A 16,321-nucleotide genomic window follows, 5' to 3' on the forward strand; every position below is an offset into this window, starting at 1 on the left:
TGCCCACTATGTGTGGACGTTTTTCATTGACTGCAAGCCGGGAAGAGCTGGAAGCCTTCGCGGCCGCATTGATCGCAGAGGATTTTCCTCCACGATATAATATCGCGCCAACGCAGCCCATATTGACAATTCTGGGCGGGGAAACGCCGCCCCCGGGCAGCAACAGGCCGGATCGCGTCGGGTTGCTGGTGCGTTGGGGATTTGTTCCGTCCTGGGTCAAGGACCCGAACGACTGGCCGCTCATGTTCAATATCCGCTCCGAGACCGCTGCGGAGAAGAATTCGTTTCGCGCAGCCCTGAACCACCGGCGCGTTTTGATCCCGGCATCGGGTTTCTACGAATGGCGTCGCGAGGGAAAGAACAAGGCGCAAGCCTATTGGGTGCGCCCGCGCGGGGGCGGTATGGTGGCTTTTGGGGGCCTGGTCGAGACGTGGAGCAGTGCGGACGGATCGCAGATCGATACCGGAGGCATATTGACCACGAGCGCAAACGGCCTGCTGCGACCGATCCATGAGAGGATGCCCGTTGTCGTGCAGCCCGAGGATTTTGCCCGCTGGCTGGACTGCAAGCGGTTCCTGCCGCGTGAAGTGGCGGATATAATGCGCCCGGCTCAGGATGATTTCTTTGAAGCCATTCCCGTGTCGGACAGGGTCAACAAGGTGGCCAACACGACGCCCGATTTGCAGGATCGCGTAGAGGAACAGCTAGCTTTGGAGCGTGCAGTGCCAAAGCGAAAGAGCAAGCCCGATTCCGATAACGGCAATGACGGGCAGCTTTCGATGTTCTGACAGCATTCGCCAGTCTTTCCGGACTGGCGCCGTTTATTACGCATCCACCAACTCCGGGCGCCTCACTTAAGGGCGCTCCGGGCGCTGAACCGGACCAGCTTTCTCAGCCTGTCTTCTTGACGGCGAGAATAGAACGCCGGCGATTGTCGTTGCGACCGTCGCTGCTGCGCCGCGTTGCGTTCAGCAATGCTGCAACAAGCACGGCAGGCCCGATCTCGCGGTATTTGTCAACCAGTCGGTCTTGGCGGGGTTGCAGTTCACTCTTAGACATTTGTCCTTCCTTTCGATAATGCCTGATCACCATTTTGTGATGGATTGAGACCGAATGAAGGCTGTTTGGAGCCGGTTTTGGGGTTTTCCGGTTAACGCCGGAAAGGACAGTCGCGGGTTGCAAAAATACAACATTTCCGGCGCTGTGATTGGGACCTGCGAGGACCTGGCTCCAAAACTGCTTCTCGGCAGACGCTAAACTATCAGTCATCTCGTGAAAGTTCTTGACGACGGCACCTCCACTGAGGATAAGTGCTGGCATGAAAACGCCGACCACGATCATTTGTATTTGTGCGATTATTATTGGCTAGCAGCTTGCTGGTCCGGCCGTTTTCGTCTCCCTTCATAAAAATTGGATGATAACGCCCCGGCCAGTCGGCTGCAGTCAGTCGCGCACTGATTTCACAGGTCTTTTTGGGGAATATTTACAATGGCTTATGCGCCGCAACTGCGTCTGTACAACACGCTGACCCGCACGAAGGAGGATTTCTCCCCCATCGATGCCGACAATGTGCGCATGTATGTCTGCGGCCCCACGGTTTATGATTTCGCGCATATAGGCAACGCCCGTCCGGTGATCGTTTTCGACGTGCTGTTCCGTCTGCTGCGCCATGTCTATGGCGCAGATCATGTCACCTATGCGCGCAACATCACGGACGTCGATGACAAGATCAACGCCCGCGCGGCCCGCGATTACCCTGACCTGCCGTTCAATGAAGCAATTCGCCGGGTGACGGAAAGCACCAATGCGCAGTTTCAGGCCGATGTGACGGCGCTGGGCAATCTGGCGCCAAGCGTGCAGCCGCGGGCGACCGAGCATATGGACGAGATGCGCGCCATGATTGACCGTCTGGTGAAGCTTGGCGTAGCCTATGTCGCCGAGGATCACGTCCTCTTCTCGCCATCCGCCATGAACGAGCGGAAGGGGCCGCGCTATGGCGCGCTTGCCCGCCGCTCGCTGGATGAGATGCTGGCCGGTGCTCGCGTCGACGTGGCATCCTACAAGCGGGACGAAATGGATTTCGTCTTATGGAAACCGTCGAAGGAAGGGGAGCCAGGCTGGCCGTCTCCTGCTGGTATCGCGGTATTGGGCCGCCCGGGCTGGCATATCGAGTGCTCGGCCATGTCGATGGCCAAACTGCTTGAGCCGTTTGGCGGTGGCCTCAAATGCGATGATCCGCTGAAGAACCAGTTCGACATTCATGGCGGCGGTATCGATCTCGTCTTCCCGCATCATGAGAACGAAATTGCGCAATCATGCTGCGCATTTGGGCACGGAGCGTATGGCGAGCATCTGGATGCATAACGGCTTCTTGCAGGTCGAAGGGCAGAAGATGTCGAAATCGCTTGGCAATTTCATCACCATTCGCGATGTGCTGAATGATGGCTTGCCGGAACTGGGTGTCTGGGACGATGTTGATGTGCGTGACCGCTGGGTCGGCCTGGCGGCGCGCCTGTCGATGTTGCAGACGCATTATCGCGAGCCGATCAACTGGACGGCGCAGCGGCTGGCGGAATCCGCCGAGGAGCTGCATCGCTGGTACGGCCTGCTGCGCGACAGGAATTTCACGGTGCCGGAAAAGCTGACGGCGGTCGGCGAAGTGGTCGAGGCTCTGTCTGACGACCTGAACAGCTGGACGGCTATCACGGCCTTGCGCAAGGCTTTCAAGGCGCGGGATGTCACCGGGTTGGGCGAGGGCATGGCGCTGCTGGGCTTTTTCGATCCGCATTTCGTGACGGCGGATGACGTTCCGGTCTTTGCAAAGGCAGAGGTGGATAGCGAAGCCGTCGAAGCACGTATCGCGGAGCGTTTGCGCTTCATAAATGAGAAGAACTGGGCCGAAGCTGACCGCATTCGCGATGAACTGCTCGGCGAAGGTATCCAGCTCAAGGATGGCAAGGACCCGGCAACGGGCGAACGCATAACCAGCTGGGATGTGGTAGGCTAATGCCTGGAGCGGTTCCCGCCATTCCGTCTTAACCGGAACCGCTCTGGCAGGCTTGTGGAACAGGGAGAATAATATGACGCTTGATATTAAACCGGTCTATACTGGCGGATGCCAGTGCGGTGCGGTTCGCTTTAGGGTCGACGGAGCGATGGGCTCCCCATCGATCTGTCACTGTCGCATGTGCCAGAAAGCGTTTGGCAATTTTTATGCGCCGCTGGTCTCCGTCAGCAAGGCGAAGCTCGAATGGACCCGCAACGAGCCGAAGCGCTTCCGTTCGTCCAATCACGTGCAGCGGGGTTTCTGCCCTGAATGCGGCACGCCGCTTACCTATGAAGCGCCCGACGGAATCGCGCTTGCCATCGGCGCTTTCGATGCCCCGGAGGAAATCGAGCCGACCATTCAATGGGGGATCGAGAAGCAACTGCCCTATGTGCCGAAGCTTGCGAGTCTTCCCGGCTATGTAACGGAACGCGATCCGGAGAGCATCGAGTTTGTGAGAACGATGGTTTCCTACCAGCATCCCGATCACGACACTGAAAGCTGGCCGCAACAGCAAGGTTGACCGGACCGCAGCATACCCACCGACAGGCAGGCACAATGGCACGCGAACGCATCTACATCTATGACACCACCCTGCGGGATGGGCAGCAAACACCCGGCGTTGATTTTTCCGTGGAGGACAAGAAGTCGATTGTCGTGCTGCTGGAAGAGCTGGGCGTCGACTATGTGGAAGGCGGCTATCCGGGTGCCAACCCGACCGATACGGCGTTTTTCAAGCGCCGCCAGACTGCTCGCGCCAAATTCGCCGCTTTTGGCATGACGAAGCGTGCAGGCGTTTCGGCGTCCAACGATCCCGGCCTGTCCAGCCTGCTACAGGCTTCCGCCGATGCCGTCTGCTTTGTTGCCAAGAGCTGGGACTATCATGTCCGGCTCGCGCTTGGCTGCACCAATGAGGAAAATCTCGATTCAATCACTGCCTCGGTCACTGCTGCGCGCATGGCGGGGCGGGAGGCGCTGGTCGATTGCGAGCATTTCTTCGATGGATACAAGGCCAATCCCGAATATGCGCTTGCCTGCGCAAAGGCCGCCTATTCGGCAGGCGCGCGCTGGGTCGTTCTTTGCGATACGAATGGCGGCACGCAGCCATCGGAGGTGGCCGAAATCATCGCTGCCGTGACGGCTGTGGTTCCCGGCGAGAGCCTTGGCATCCACGCTCATAACGATACGGAACAGGCGGTTGCCGTTTCGCTTGCTGCCATCGATGCGGGCGTGCGCCACGTGCAGGGGACGCTCAACGGCATCGGCGAGCGCTGCGGCAATGCCAATCTTGTTTCGCTGATCCCGACCCTTGCGCTGAAGTCCTATTGGGCGAAACGTTTTGAACTCGGTATCAAGCCCGCTGCACTGAAGAGCATCACGCGCATTTCGCGTGCCTTCGATGACATCCTGAATCGTCCCCCAACGGAGCAGGCGCCCTATACCGGCACTTCCGCTTTCGCGACCAAGGCCGGAATTCATGCCTCCGCGCTGCTCAAGGAGCCGCAGACTTATGAGCATGTGCCGCCGGAATCGGTTGGCAACAGCCGCCGCGTCATGGTGTCGGATCAGGGTGGAAAATCCAATTTCATCGCCGAACTCGAGCGCCGGGGCATTCGCGTCGCGAAGGACGATGTGCGCCTTGATACGCTGATCGCGCTGGTCAAGGAGCGCGAGGCGGAAGGCTATGCCTATGAAGGTGCTGATGCGAGTTTCGAGCTTCTGGCTCGCAACATGCTGACGCCGCAGCCGGAATTCTTCAAGGTCGACTCCTTCCGTTGCCTCGTCGAGCGGCGCTTCGATGCCAACGGCATGTTGAAGACCGTTTCGGAAGCGGTGGTCAAGGTGGAGGTCGATGGCGAGGTTCGCATGTCGGTGGCCGAAGGACACGGCCCCGTCAACGCGCTCGATATTGCATTGCGCAAGGATTTGGGGCGCTTTCAGGCCGAGATCGAGGATCTCGAGCTGGTGGACTTCAAGGTGCGCATCCTCAATGGCGGCACGGCGGCTATCACCCGCGTTCTGATAGAGTCCGGGGATGCCACAGGCGCGCGCTGGCGTACAGTGGGCGTGTCCGACAACATCATCGATGCGTCCTTCCAGGCGCTGATGGATTCGGTCAATTACAAGCTGATGAAGAACCGCTCGATGGCGGGGCTGGCCGCTGCCGAGTGAAGTCATCCGTTCACAACAATTGATGCTTCGATCAGTTTAATTGAATGGATTTTATGAATTGTTGGGCGCATAGCAGGTGAAGTTCGATGCTTCGCCTGCCTCATCCGGCGCGCGAACAATTGTGATTTCGCCGAGGAGAGAGGCATGTCCGACCAGACCATCACCGATATGCGCCTTTCTGACGGCGCGCGCGGATTCCTGATGGCGCTGGGAGCATACGGGCTCTGGGGCGCGCTGCCGTTCTATCTCAAGGCGCTCGGTCATATTCCGGCGATGGAAGTGGTTTCGCATCGCGTGATCTGGTCGGTTCCGGTCGCGCTTCTTCTTCTTCTGGCCCTTGGACAGTTCAGGGATATACTCAACGCCGTGCGCCAGCCGCGCATGCTGGCAATGGCTGCCCTGACAGCCGGGCTCATCACCATCAACTGGTCGATCTATGTCTGGGCCGTTGCCCATGATCAGGTGATGGGCGCCGCGCTTGGCTATTACATCAATCCGCTGTTCAACGTGGTTCTCGGTGGTCTTTTCCTCGGGGAAAGACTGACCAGGGTTCAATATGTCGCCGTCGGGTTTGCTTTCGCAGCGGTGCTGCTTCTGACCGTCAACGCTGGCGGTTTGCCCTGGGTATCGCTGGTGCTGCCGCTGACTTTCGGTCTCTATGGCTTCTTCCGCAAGTCACTGCCGATGCCGCCATTGCAGGGCTTCACGCTTGAAGTACTCATTCTGTGCATCCCGGCGCTGGGCTATGTGCTGTGGCTGGCGGCGACCGGTCAGGATCATTTCTTCACCGGCCCTGCATTCAACGTCTCAATGCTGCTTCTGGCGGGGCCTTTCACGGCCATCCCGCTGATCCTCTATGCTGGCGGCGCGAAGCTGCTGCGCTATACGACCCTGGGCCTCATGCAGTACATGACGCCGACGATGTTGTTTTTCTTTGCGATTTTCATCTTCAACGAACCGTTCTCGGCAGCACAGCTTGGTGCGTTCGCGCTGATCTGGGCAGGGCTTGCGCTCTATACCTGGTCGATGCTGGTCGAACATCGCCGGGGCCGGGCGAAGGCCTGATCTTCACAATTCGCTGAATGTGGTTCTCTTCCGGTGGATATCGCAACAGCGAGCCTTATTTTAGCCGCTCTCTCTCCCGCTTATCCGTCAATAATCCAGCGGTAGAGAAATATAAGAATGGTCTTCGGGTCAGCCCAACCAAGCGCCCCGGCAAGCGAAACGCAGTCTGCTGAAACGGCGGAGCGAGAACTTGCGGCCTTCGGCGTTGCCCTGAAGGGCGAACCGCTTTCCTCCAAAAGCCTCAAGCCATTCCGGCAGGTCCGTTTTTCCCTGCACACTCATCTGCGGTTTTGTCTGGCGCTGATGGCCGCTACCGCCATTGCCGGTGGGGGATTGCTGTTTGCGACAGGGCTTCTGGTACGTCACGGCCATGCCGCACAACCCGTCATGGTCAATCCGGCAACCCTGGTTCACACTCACGCCGCACCGAAAGAGGCGCGGCTGACGCCCGCAATGGGCGGTGATCCGGCGAGCAACGTATCGCGGCGTATCGATATCGCGGAAGGTGTCGAGGACGGCGACGCTCGCCTTTACACCTACCAGCATGTGGTTCTTGACCTGAAAGGCCAGAGCCGGGCCCAGATCGACGACACGCTTCGCGGTGCTGTTTCCACACAGAAATCTCTTCCAAAACGGCCCGAGGAAGAACTGGAGCGCGGCGTCCCAATCAATGTCAGCCTCGCCAAACCGGCTTCCGCTACCGGTGCAAAGGTTCACGAGATCATCGTCGCGCCGCAGTCACGTGAGCGGTTGGGCGCGTTGCTGCAAGCGGCCGGTATCGCAGTTGAAGACAGCAAGCGTCTGGAAGAAGCGCTGGCGCGGACGGAACTCGTGCCCGGCGACAATCTTGAACTGCTGGTCGATAAGTCCAGACAGCACACCAATGGAGAACAGCACATCGCTCTCGCCCGTTTCGAGCACGGTGATATCGGCAAGGCAATCTATGGACGGGCCGACGATGGCGTTTTTCGCGCCACGGGCGATGAACGTCTGTTTGCACGCCTCTCACGTGACGCCATGCTTACGGCCTATAGCCCGCAAGGTGCGCCGGACAGCAGCGGCTCCATTGCCTCGCGTCTGGGGCAAGCAGGAGCGCCGAAGGCGATCGTCGACGAAGTTGGGAAGCTGGCCGCGCAGAACGGCGTTTCGCTGGATGGCGCCGGAAAGCCGGATTTGATCGACCTGCTGTTCCGCAGGAGCGCCGAGACGGAACCGGAACTGGTTTTTGTCGAGTTCACGACCGGCGATAATAGTCGCCGCCTTTACCGTCATGAAAGCGAAAATGGCACCGGCTATTTCAATGAAGACGGTTCTTCCATGGCGAAATATCTCATGCCCAAGCCCCTGCCGAATGGCCGTCTCAACGATGGTTTCGGCTGGCGCGTTCATCCCGTTCTGCATGTGCGCAAGCACCACAATGGCGTCGACTACGACGCGCCAATCGGCTCGCCCATCGTGGCGGCGGGTGACGGTGTCGTGGAGCTGATTTCCTATCAAAAGGGATATGGAAAATATGTCCGCATACGCCATCAGGGCGGCTACAGCACGACCTATGCGCATCTTTCATCGGCACGAAAGGGCTTGAAGCCCGGCGAACATGTCAAGCAGGGGGATGTGATCGCCTATGTGGGATCGACGGGCTACTCGACCGGCCCGCATCTTTATTACGAACTCAAGGTCGGCGATCAGTATGTCAATCCGCTGACAGCGCGCCTCAATGCTGGCGAAAAACTGACGGGCTCGTCCCTGAACAGTTTCCGAGAGGAAATCGACCATGTTGGGCAGATCGTCAACGAAATGAAGCTGCCCGTCATTCCGAATGCGCCCGAATCCACGAAGCCAGCTCCAGGGAAGGGCAGCCGTCACCGCTGATTATCTTGGCGGGCGATAGGCATTTGCCAGGGCGACAAATTCTTCCACACTCAGCGTTTCAGCGCGGCGTGTCCCGTCGATGCCGGTCTTGGCCAGAAGCTCGGCACCGCCAACCGGTTTCAGGCTCTGGCGCAACATCTTGCGGCGCTGCCCGAAAGCGGCTTGCGTGATCTGACCAAGCGCATTTGCATCGCAGGGCAGCGGGTCTTCACGCGGGATGATATGGACGACCGACGACATGACTTTCGGCGGCGGCGTAAATGCCTGAGGCGGCACATCGAAGCTGATCTTTGAAACGGTTCTCCACCCGGCAAGCACGCCCAGGCGCCCGTAATGATCGGTGTCGGGCGTCGCGACGATACGTTCGGCGACCTCGCGCTGGAACATCAACGTCATGGACGAATAGAAGGGCGGCCAAGGCTCGACCAGAAGCCAGTTGAGCAGCAACTGCGTGCCGACATTGTAAGGCAGGTTGGCAACGATGCGCGGCTTCGGCCCGTCTGGAAACAAGGCCGAAAAATCCTGCTCAAGCGCGTCGCCGGAGATGATGCGCAGGCGACCCGGATAATGCGCCTCGATTTCCGCAAGCGCATCCAGGCATCGTTCGTCGCGTTCGATTGCGGTGACATAAGCGCCTTGTGCAAGGAGCGCGCGGGTCAGGCCACCGGGCCCCGGACCCACTTCGATCACGGGCTGCTCCTGCAAACTGCCGGCCTGTCGGGCAATCTTCGATGTCAGGTTGAGGTCGAAAAGGAAGTTCTGGCCGAGCGACTTCTTCGGCATCAGATCATGCCGCTCGATCACTTCGCGCAGTGGAGGAAGGTTGTCTATGCTCATGCGTTTCCGTTCGCTGCGTTTTCCGCCAGTCGCCGCGCCAGGCGAATCGCGGCCACGAGACTGTCTGGACGGGCAATGCCCTTGCCCGCAATATCGAAAGCCGTGCCGTGATCGGGCGATGTGCGAATGAAGGGCAGTCCGAGCGTCACATTCACCGTTTCGTCAAAAGCCAGCGCTTTGGCAGGAATAAGGGCCTGATCGTGATACATGCAGACCGCCGCGTCATAGGTTGCGCGGGCGGATGCATGAAACATCGTATCGGCGGGCAGGGGACCGCGAGCGTCAATCCCTGCGCGGCGCAGCACTTCGATTGCAGGCAGGATGATGGCGTCATCCTCCTGGCCCATTGCCCCGCCTTCACCCGCATGCGGGTTGAGGCCGGATATGGCTAGACGCGGTGCAGGAATGCCGAAGCGTTGCTTCAGTTCGGCGGCGGTGATCCGCGAAACTTCGATGATATCGGCAGTGCTCAGACGGACCGGCACTTCGGCTAGCGGGATATGGATAGTGACCGGAACGGCGCGGAGCTGCGGACCGGCCAGCATCATGACCGGCGTTACCGGTTTGCCCGTATGCTGGCTCGCGAGTTCCGCCAGAAATTCCGTATGGCCGGGATGCCGAAACCCGGCTTCATAAAGCGGCTTCTTCGAAATCGGGCAGGTAATGACCGCCGAAGCCTCACCTTTCAGCGTCAGTTCGACCGCTCGTTCTATAGCTTCGATGATGCCCGCAGCGTTTTCCGGCAAGGGCTTGCCGACGCTGTCCGTCAGTGTGTTATTGAGCGGAAGCACCGGCAAAGCATGCGCAAAGACGTCGTTTGCGGCAGAAATGGTTGGGATGACTTCGATCTGGACTTCAAGCCCCAGATGCCGCGCACGCGCGGCAAGCTGCTGTGGGTCCGCCAGCAGGGCGAAAGGCGGCAGTGAAAGCTCGTCCCGCCGCAGCCAGGCCGCAAGCGCAACATCGGGGCCGATACCGGACGGGTCGCCAATGCTGATGGCAAGAGGAGCAAGCGGTGCTGCGGACATCACTTCAATATTCCACTGAATACGGATGAGGGCGTCCAGAGCGCATCCCCAAAGCGGTAGTCCATTTTCGGGAAAAGATGCGCCCAAAACAAACAGTCAAAGCGGCAGTCAATCAGATCGAAAGATGCGCTGACTGTCAGCGATTGATGATTTTCGCCTTCTCGCGCAGTTCGCCCAGATATTTTTCGCTGAGCTGTTCGGCCTTCTTTTCCTGTCCGGCAGGGGAATCCGCCCCCTCCATGGAGAAAACCAGCTGCGCAACGCGATCGTCAGATACCTGTCGGGTCGAGCAGACAGCCAGGAATTCGACGCCCTTTTCGGTTTCCTGCGGGGGGGTGGTGCCGCCGACCGAAGTGGACTTGATCGCTTTCGACCATTCGTTCGGCAATTGCTGCTCGATGATGCGGCCGAGATCGCGAACGGTCACGTCAAGAATGCCCTTGGCCTGCTGGCGGGTAGCGTCGCAATTCTGGAAGCGCGAACGGAGCGCGTTGGCCTCCTGCTTGCGCTTGGCAAGCAAGGCAGGGGAGCGCTTCGAGGCAGGCACCACGAAAATGACCTGCTGCAGGCGATATTCGGTTGCGACAGGCTTCTTGCCGCCGTCCTTCAACATGCGCTGGACGGCTTCCTGCTCGCTGACCATGCCGGTTGCGCGGAAGCGTGCGCTGACGAGACGGCCCCAGCCCATCTGCACCATGATGTATTTCTTGAAATGATCCGGCGTCACGCCCGACTGATTCATCAACTGGTTCAGTTGCGCCAGGCTCATCTTGTTGCGGGTGGCAAATCCTGCATAGGCCTCGTCAACCTGCCGGTCGGAAATGTCGATGCCGCGCGACTTCATTTCGATGCGCTTAAGCATCTCGTCGGTCAGCTCTTGCTTGGCGACCTGAGCGAGATTGCCGCCCTTGCGCTGCAACTTCAAGAAGGCCACGCGGTGCTGGATATCGCTGTTGGTGATGGCATTGCCGGAAACGATGACCTTGACCTCAGAACCTGCGCCAGCCGCAAATGCGGGAGCTGCAACCGTCCCAAGCGTCGTCAGGCAGACTGCGGCGCTCAGCATGGAGGCGAAGAGAGGTCTTGCAATCATCATCTTTCTTTCCCGATTCCTTCCGGTCGACGAACGACAATCCTTACCGGACATATCCCATCATGGTCATTGCCGCTATCCAGCCGAGCAAAAATCATATCAGCGGCTGATCATAAGCTGCCTGTATAGATGAGCTAGTGCGGCGAAACAATGACCCAAAAACTATTTTGCGAAGCTTGCATCCTCTGAATACTGCAAAAAGGACGCCGGATTAAGCTGTGAAGTGTAAAATTTCTTTGTCGAATGAAATGGAAAGACCGGAAGCATTTCCAACGCTTCCGGTCCCTCAAGTTTAGAATGTCTGGTTACCGCTGCCTATATCACCCAATGTGCGCAGCGAAATATTGAACCCGACGCCATGGGACGCCTTGTCATCGCCCGGGTTACGGGTCTGGACGTAATTCATCGAGTAAGTGAAGCACTCGTCATCATAGGCAAGGCCAGACGATGCGCGCACCAGCGTTTCGGAAACCAGATCATAGGTGCCCGAACCGAAAACGCGCCAGTTCGTGTTGATGCGCGCTGTGGCCGCACCCGTGACTTCCTGACGGAGATCGTTATATCCGTAAGCAGGCTGAGGCGCGATATAGGCATATTGCGCGGAGATCGTCAGCTTTTGCCAGCTCTGCTGGGCTTCAAGTTCGCCGCGACGAACCGAGAAGCTGTCCTTGTCGAAGCGTCCGCGGGCAGCGAGGGCGAGACCCGTCGAGTTGGACGTGCCGATCATGGCAACATAGTCGGAGCGTGCATCCTGCAAGCCGGAATCTGCGCCGACATTCAGGAAGTCGCTTGTGCCAAACGAATTGACGCCACCCAGCTGGAACGACTGGCCGCCGAGGGCGTAAAGAGCCCAGTCGCTATTGTTGAAATTGCCCGAATAGCGCAGACCGAGATTGGCGCGCGTGCCACCTTCAACACGGTCATAACCGGAGAACTTGTCGCGCGAGAACAGGTTGGTCGCGTCGAAGACGAAGCTCTGGGCGTCTTCATTCGGCAACTCACCCGCATAGCGTTCGTTGTTGCGAACATAAAGCTGCGCGATCGGCTCGATAATGTGGGTCGAGCTGGTGGACGAGAACAGGATCGGCCAGCGCAGTTCAAGCCCGGCTGTCGCCATGGCGCGAAGCGCTTCCGAACGCACGACCGCATCCGTATAGCCGGCATCCGTCAGGTTGAAGTTCGTGTTCGCGCCAATCGCATCACCGCGCAGTGCCAGCAGGGGCGTGATGACCAGACCGGCAGGCGTGATGAAAGTGCGCTTCCATTCCGCTTCAGTGGTCAGGCGCGCATTGGTACCGTCAAAGCCGGGAACGCGGGGATACGGATTGGGTCGCTGAACCCAACGGCCATCTTCCAGAACGTTAATAAACCTTCCGGCGTAATTCGCATTCTGCCGATAGAGAACCTGCAGATTGGTATTGAAGTTCAACTCGCCGCCATAGACCGGTTCCGGCAATGTGTAGGAGTAATCGAGGCTCGGGAATACCCACGGCTGCTTCGAGTGCATCTCATTAGGATTGTTCGACAGCAGCGATTCCTGCACATTGAAGCGATAGAAGTTCAGGTCGAAATAATTGCGATTGCTGATCCCCTGCAGATAAATCTTGGAGACCTGCGTGCCTGCATTATAACCGTCAATGCTGTAGGTACGGCTGAAGTTGCGGTCGGTCTGCGCCATCACATCCCAACCGAAGCGCCAGCGCGAATTCAGCTCGAAATCACCCTTCGAGGCGACCATGCCACGATTGTCTTCTTCGCGGTCAACGGTGTTGACATCAAACTCACCCGGCTTGTTCTGATGAATGCCCGCGATGCGAAGATTGTAGGTGCCGTTTTCCAGGCGGTGACGCCATTCGGCTTCCGTCAGGAAGCCCTGCTTGGTGTAGCCAGTCGTGGAAAGCGTCAGGTCGTAATTCGGGGCGAGCGCCCAGAAATATGAATTCTTGATGCCGACGCCCAGATCGTCCTTGTAGGAGAAGCCCGGAAACAGGAAGCCGCTCTTGCGCTTCACCGTTGGGTCGGCCATTTCGAATGCCGGGAAATAGGCAAGTGGCATGCCGAAGAATTCAAAGCGGCCATGTTCGAAGCGGACCGTCTTGGTCGTGCTGTTCCAGATGATCTTGCGCGCCTTGATCTGCCAGAGAACAGGCTTGTCAGGATTTTTCGCGCAGGGTTCGCAGGCCGTATAGACGCCGTTGTTGAACGTCGTGATTTCGCCATTGCTGCGTTCGGCACTTTCGGCGGCGAAACGGGTGTTATCCGTCGTCTCGACGCGCAGGCCGTTCACGAAGCCGTCGCGGAAACTGTCGGTGACGTCCATATGGTCGGAGTAGATCTTGTTGCCGTCGCGTTCGACGATCTCGACATTGCCCGTCGCGGTCATGCGCCGCGTCTGCTGGTTGTAGGTCACCTTGTCGGCGACAAGATGATTGCCGTCATATTCGATGCGCACCTTGCCCTGAGCCGTGACGGTATTAACGTCACGATCATAGACGAGTTCGTCGGCCTGCAGGAGCATGCGCGCATTCGGATCGCTCTGGTAATTGGCGCCGAGAGCGTCCTGTGCCAATGCGGGTGAGGGCAGGGCTGCGACAGAAATGAAAGGTAAAGCAAGGACGCACGCCAAGGCCGTCCCGCGCGTCAGGCGTGAGAGCGAATGGGGCAATACCATGCGGGCGTTACTCGAACCCACTAACCATCCTCCTTATGCAACAAAAAGGAGACACCAAAAAATGTCGCGATAATAACCGGTACCCAGGCAGCCACGAATGGCGGAACGAATCCCGCATTCCCGAATGCCTTCACCAGCACCGAAACGACATAAAGCATGAAGCCTGCGATAACGCCACCCAGAATCATAGCTCCTGACTGACCAAATCGCACAAATTTCAACGACACTGTTGCAGCAATGAGAGTCATCGCCATCAGCAATGCCGGCAAAGCCAGAAGTGACTGGTATTGCATGTCAAATGCGTTTGCGGAGTACCCGAAGGAACGCGCGACCTCGATCTTGTGGCGCAACTGCGTGAACGGGATCGTGTCGGGCGTCGCGAGCTTCTCTTCCACATATTCGGGACGCAGCTGCGTCTCGATCTGGAAACTCGCCATTTTCTGTGGCTCTTCGCCGCGCGCGAATCGCGTCACGTCGGTAAGTTCCCAGTGACCGTCCCTGAGCTGCGCCCTGCGCGCGTCGAAACGTTCCCTGATGTTCTTTTTCTCATCGAACTGGATGAAAGTCGCGTCGGCCAGCGTCGCGCCCTGATCCAGAATGCTTTTCGCGCCGATGATGGTCTCGCCTTCATCGGTCTTCTGGCGCAGCCACGGATCGCGCAGCGCGGAAACGTCGGTAGTCTTACCGGTCTTCCATGTCGATGCGATTTCATCGGCCTTGGCGAAGCCATAGGCGGCGAAGGGATTGAGAATGAAGATCGTGGCGAGGCCGAACAGGAACGCGCCGAAACAGGCGGGCAGAAGGAACTGCCAGGCCGACACGCCGACGGAGCGTGCGACGACCAGCTCATATTTTCTGTTGAGCGAAATGAGCGTCGCCATTGCCGAGAACAGGGCGACGAAGGGGATCATCTGCTGCATGATGAAGGGCACGCGCATGGCGGAAAGGCCAAGCGCCGCCCACACGGAATAGTCCGGCAGGTTTGAAAGCTTGCTCGCATTCTCGGTGAAATCGAGCAGCAGCGACAAGGCGAAAATGCCGAGCAGAAAATAGAAGGTGATCTGCACATAGCGGATGAAGAAATAGCGCCCAAGCGTCCAGCCGATCATGCCTTTCCTCCGGCATTATTGCGCGAACGTCCGGTGAGGCGGGCATAGAGCGCCGAGCCCCGGCGCCTCAAACTGTCGAAACCGTCGAGAATGCGGTCGTTCCATTTGTCCGGCAGGCCGATCCGCCGCCCGGTGGCGAGCGCGAAGCCCGTCACGAGAATGACGGCGGCCGGAACCAGATACATGAGGACGATATAGCCTGCATCCTTGTCGGCGCGGTCAGAGGCGAAATAGCCTGCCCAATAGACGAGAAGAGCGGTGCTGATCGCCGAGAAGGACGCCGACACGCGGGCTTCGCGATGCGAGCGGGAATCGCCTGCGAACGCCAGCGCAATCATCGCAAACACAACCGGATAGAGCCATTGCGTCAGCCGCCGGTGCAATTCGGCCTTGTAGCGCAGCGGCCGCGTCTGAAGAATCGGGTCGTTCGGGTCCGGGTTCAGCAGATAGGAAAGCGGACGGTCCTTGGCATAGATGACGAAATCATCCCCGGCCGAGGCAAACTGGCTGAGGTCGAACGCATAGGAATTGAACTTGATAATCGAAACCGTGCCATCCGACACGTCACGGCGCTGCACCTCGCCGTTTTGCATCAGCAGCATGTCGCCGGTCGGCGTCGAAGCAATCGCGCCATCGGCGGCATAATAGATGAGATCGAGCGCCGGATCGCGGGAATCGGCGATGAAAAGCCCGCCAATGCTGCCATCGGCGCGTCGTTCCGCCACCTGGATATAGAGATTGTCGGCAAGTTTGCGGAAATTGCCTTCCTGAACGATGACATTCATGAGGTCGGCGCTGGCATTGGCGATCATGGCGCGCATGTTCATGCGCGCATAGGGATCGACATAGTTGGCGACCAGAAACGACACGACGGAAATGACGGCGGCAAGAATCAGGATCGGGCGCATGACCGCGCTGCGCGGTGCGCCGGACGCATTGATGACGACCAGCTCGGAATCCTGGTTCATGGTAGACAGCGTTTGCGTGATCGCAATGATCAGCGCAAACGGCATCACGAGCGGAATAGCCGATGGAATCAACAGCGAACTGAACTGAACGATCGTCTGGAATGTCTGGCCGCTTGTGGTCAGGAAGTCGATGCGCTGGAGCACCTGCACGGTCCAGGTGATCCCGACCGCAGCGCCAAGCACTGCGAGGAACATGATCGCCACCCGGCGCAGGATGTACAACTCGATCAATCGCATAGGTGGAGTCTACATCCCGGTTCCGTTGAAGGAGCGCGCATCCGAAAAAGGCTGCGGCACTCGTGACAATGACTAAACTTAATGACGCTTGGCTAAGATTGACCCAATAAACGCGGTTAACAGACTACTAAAACCATCACGAAGATGCCAGCTCTCGTGTTCCTGTTGACGGTCCCGTTAATGAGCGATGAGTCGGCTCAAGGCAACCAGTTTTTGCATGGAG

General features: G+C 58.5%; 12 protein-coding genes and 1 pseudogene. 6 read left to right on the forward strand and 7 right to left on the reverse strand.

Going from position 1 to position 16,321, the window contains the following annotated elements; translation table 11 throughout:
* Nucleotides 1–8: 8 nt before the first annotated feature.
* Nucleotides 9–788 (forward strand): SOS response-associated peptidase, encoded by a 780-nt coding sequence (locus tag OINT_RS03565; protein ID WP_039852905.1) that lies wholly within the window; start codon nt 9–11, stop codon nt 786–788.
* Between the two features lie 103 nt (nt 789–891).
* On the opposite strand, the gene OINT_RS24350 is transcribed toward OINT_RS03565, so the two are convergent.
* Nucleotides 892–1,059 carry a hypothetical protein gene (locus tag OINT_RS24350; RefSeq protein WP_010661656.1) on the reverse strand — a complete coding sequence of 56 codons (168 nt, stop codon included), beginning with the start codon at nt 1,057–1,059 and terminating at the stop codon, nt 892–894.
* A gap of 429 nt (nt 1,060–1,488) precedes the next feature.
* Between OINT_RS24350 and cysS the strand changes: the two are divergent.
* The 5 genes and pseudogenes from cysS (at nt 1,489) to OINT_RS03595 (ending at nt 8,155) form a co-directional block, all read left to right on the forward strand.
* Nucleotides 1,489–3,007 (forward strand): annotated as a pseudogene (gene cysS / locus OINT_RS03575) (cysteine--tRNA ligase).
* 73 nt (nt 3,008–3,080) lie between these two features.
* Nucleotides 3,081–3,569 (forward strand): GFA family protein, encoded by a 489-nt coding sequence (locus OINT_RS03580; RefSeq protein WP_039852458.1) that lies wholly within the window; start codon nt 3,081–3,083, stop codon nt 3,567–3,569.
* Between the two features lie 35 nt (nt 3,570–3,604).
* On the forward strand, nt 3,605–5,218 hold the full coding sequence (gene cimA / locus OINT_RS03585; RefSeq protein WP_039852460.1) for a citramalate synthase: 1,614 nt from the start codon (nt 3,605–3,607) through the stop codon (nt 5,216–5,218).
* A 144-nt stretch (nt 5,219–5,362) separates the two neighbouring features.
* On the forward strand, nt 5,363–6,283 hold the full coding sequence (gene rarD / locus OINT_RS03590) for an EamA family transporter RarD (RefSeq protein ID WP_006466408.1): 921 nt from the start codon (nt 5,363–5,365) through the stop codon (nt 6,281–6,283).
* Between the two features lie 117 nt (nt 6,284–6,400).
* Nucleotides 6,401–8,155 (forward strand): M23 family metallopeptidase, encoded by a 1,755-nt coding sequence (locus OINT_RS03595; RefSeq protein WP_006466409.1) that lies wholly within the window; start codon nt 6,401–6,403, stop codon nt 8,153–8,155.
* On the opposite strand, the gene rsmA is transcribed toward OINT_RS03595, so the two are convergent.
* The 6 genes from rsmA to lptF form a co-directional block, all read right to left on the reverse strand.
* Nucleotides 8,156–8,992 carry a 16S rRNA (adenine(1518)-N(6)/adenine(1519)-N(6))-dimethyltransferase RsmA gene (rsmA, locus tag OINT_RS03600; RefSeq protein WP_006466410.1) on the reverse strand — a complete coding sequence of 279 codons (837 nt, stop codon included), beginning with the start codon at nt 8,990–8,992 and terminating at the stop codon, nt 8,156–8,158.
* On the reverse strand, nt 8,989–10,020 hold the full coding sequence (pdxA, locus tag OINT_RS03605) for a 4-hydroxythreonine-4-phosphate dehydrogenase PdxA (protein ID WP_039852462.1): 1,032 nt from the start codon (nt 10,018–10,020) through the stop codon (nt 8,989–8,991). The genes rsmA and pdxA overlap by 4 nt, the downstream gene beginning before the upstream one ends.
* A gap of 136 nt (nt 10,021–10,156) precedes the next feature.
* Nucleotides 10,157–11,116: a peptidylprolyl isomerase gene (locus OINT_RS03610; protein ID WP_039852464.1), complete on the reverse strand. Its 960-nt coding sequence runs from the start codon at nt 11,114–11,116 to the stop codon at nt 10,157–10,159.
* Nucleotides 11,117–11,405: 289 nt separating this feature from the next.
* The gene (locus OINT_RS03615) at nt 11,406–13,784 is read right to left on the reverse strand and encodes an LPS-assembly protein LptD (protein WP_039852466.1); all 2,379 of its coding nucleotides are present in this window, start codon (nt 13,782–13,784) and stop codon (nt 11,406–11,408) included.
* Between the two features lie 20 nt (nt 13,785–13,804).
* A complete protein-coding gene (lptG, locus tag OINT_RS03620) occupies nt 13,805–14,893 on the reverse strand; it encodes an LPS export ABC transporter permease LptG (protein ID WP_006466414.1) in 1,089 nt (362 codons plus the stop codon).
* Nucleotides 14,890–16,098 carry an LPS export ABC transporter permease LptF gene (gene lptF / locus OINT_RS03625; protein ID WP_006466415.1) on the reverse strand — a complete coding sequence of 403 codons (1,209 nt, stop codon included), beginning with the start codon at nt 16,096–16,098 and terminating at the stop codon, nt 14,890–14,892. Before lptF ends, lptG begins: the two co-directional genes overlap by 4 nt.
* Between the last annotated feature and the right edge of the window lie 223 nt (nt 16,099–16,321).

The organism is Brucella intermedia LMG 3301, from assembly GCF_000182645.1.
GTDB classification, from domain to species: Bacteria; Pseudomonadota; Alphaproteobacteria; order Rhizobiales; family Rhizobiaceae; genus Brucella; species Brucella intermedia.

What these genes read in the sequence shown, in the direction of transcription:
- OINT_RS24350 (WP_010661656.1), bottom strand. Translation starts at nt 1,059, where the DNA reads ATGTCTAAGAGTGAACTGCAACCCCGCCAAGACCGACTGGTTGACAAA.
- OINT_RS03610 (WP_039852464.1), bottom strand. Translation starts at nt 11,116, where the DNA reads ATGATGATTGCAAGACCTCTCTTCGCCTCCATGCTGAGCGCCGCAGTC.
- rsmA (WP_006466410.1), bottom strand. Translation starts at nt 8,992, where the DNA reads ATGAGCATAGACAACCTTCCTCCACTGCGCGAAGTGATCGAGCGGCAT.
- OINT_RS03580 (WP_039852458.1), top strand. Translation starts at nt 3,081, where the DNA reads ATGACGCTTGATATTAAACCGGTCTATACTGGCGGATGCCAGTGCGGT.
- lptG (WP_006466414.1), bottom strand. Translation starts at nt 14,893, where the DNA reads ATGATCGGCTGGACGCTTGGGCGCTATTTCTTCATCCGCTATGTGCAG.
- lptF (WP_006466415.1), bottom strand. Translation starts at nt 16,098, where the DNA reads ATGCGATTGATCGAGTTGTACATCCTGCGCCGGGTGGCGATCATGTTC.
- OINT_RS03615 (WP_039852466.1), bottom strand. Translation starts at nt 13,784, where the DNA reads ATGGTATTGCCCCATTCGCTCTCACGCCTGACGCGCGGGACGGCCTTG.
- cimA (WP_039852460.1), top strand. Translation starts at nt 3,605, where the DNA reads ATGGCACGCGAACGCATCTACATCTATGACACCACCCTGCGGGATGGG.
- rarD (WP_006466408.1), top strand. Translation starts at nt 5,363, where the DNA reads ATGTCCGACCAGACCATCACCGATATGCGCCTTTCTGACGGCGCGCGC.
- pdxA (WP_039852462.1), bottom strand. Translation starts at nt 10,020, where the DNA reads ATGTCCGCAGCACCGCTTGCTCCTCTTGCCATCAGCATTGGCGACCCG.
- OINT_RS03595 (WP_006466409.1), top strand. Translation starts at nt 6,401, where the DNA reads ATGGTCTTCGGGTCAGCCCAACCAAGCGCCCCGGCAAGCGAAACGCAG.
- OINT_RS03565 (WP_039852905.1), top strand. Translation starts at nt 9, where the DNA reads ATGTGTGGACGTTTTTCATTGACTGCAAGCCGGGAAGAGCTGGAAGCC.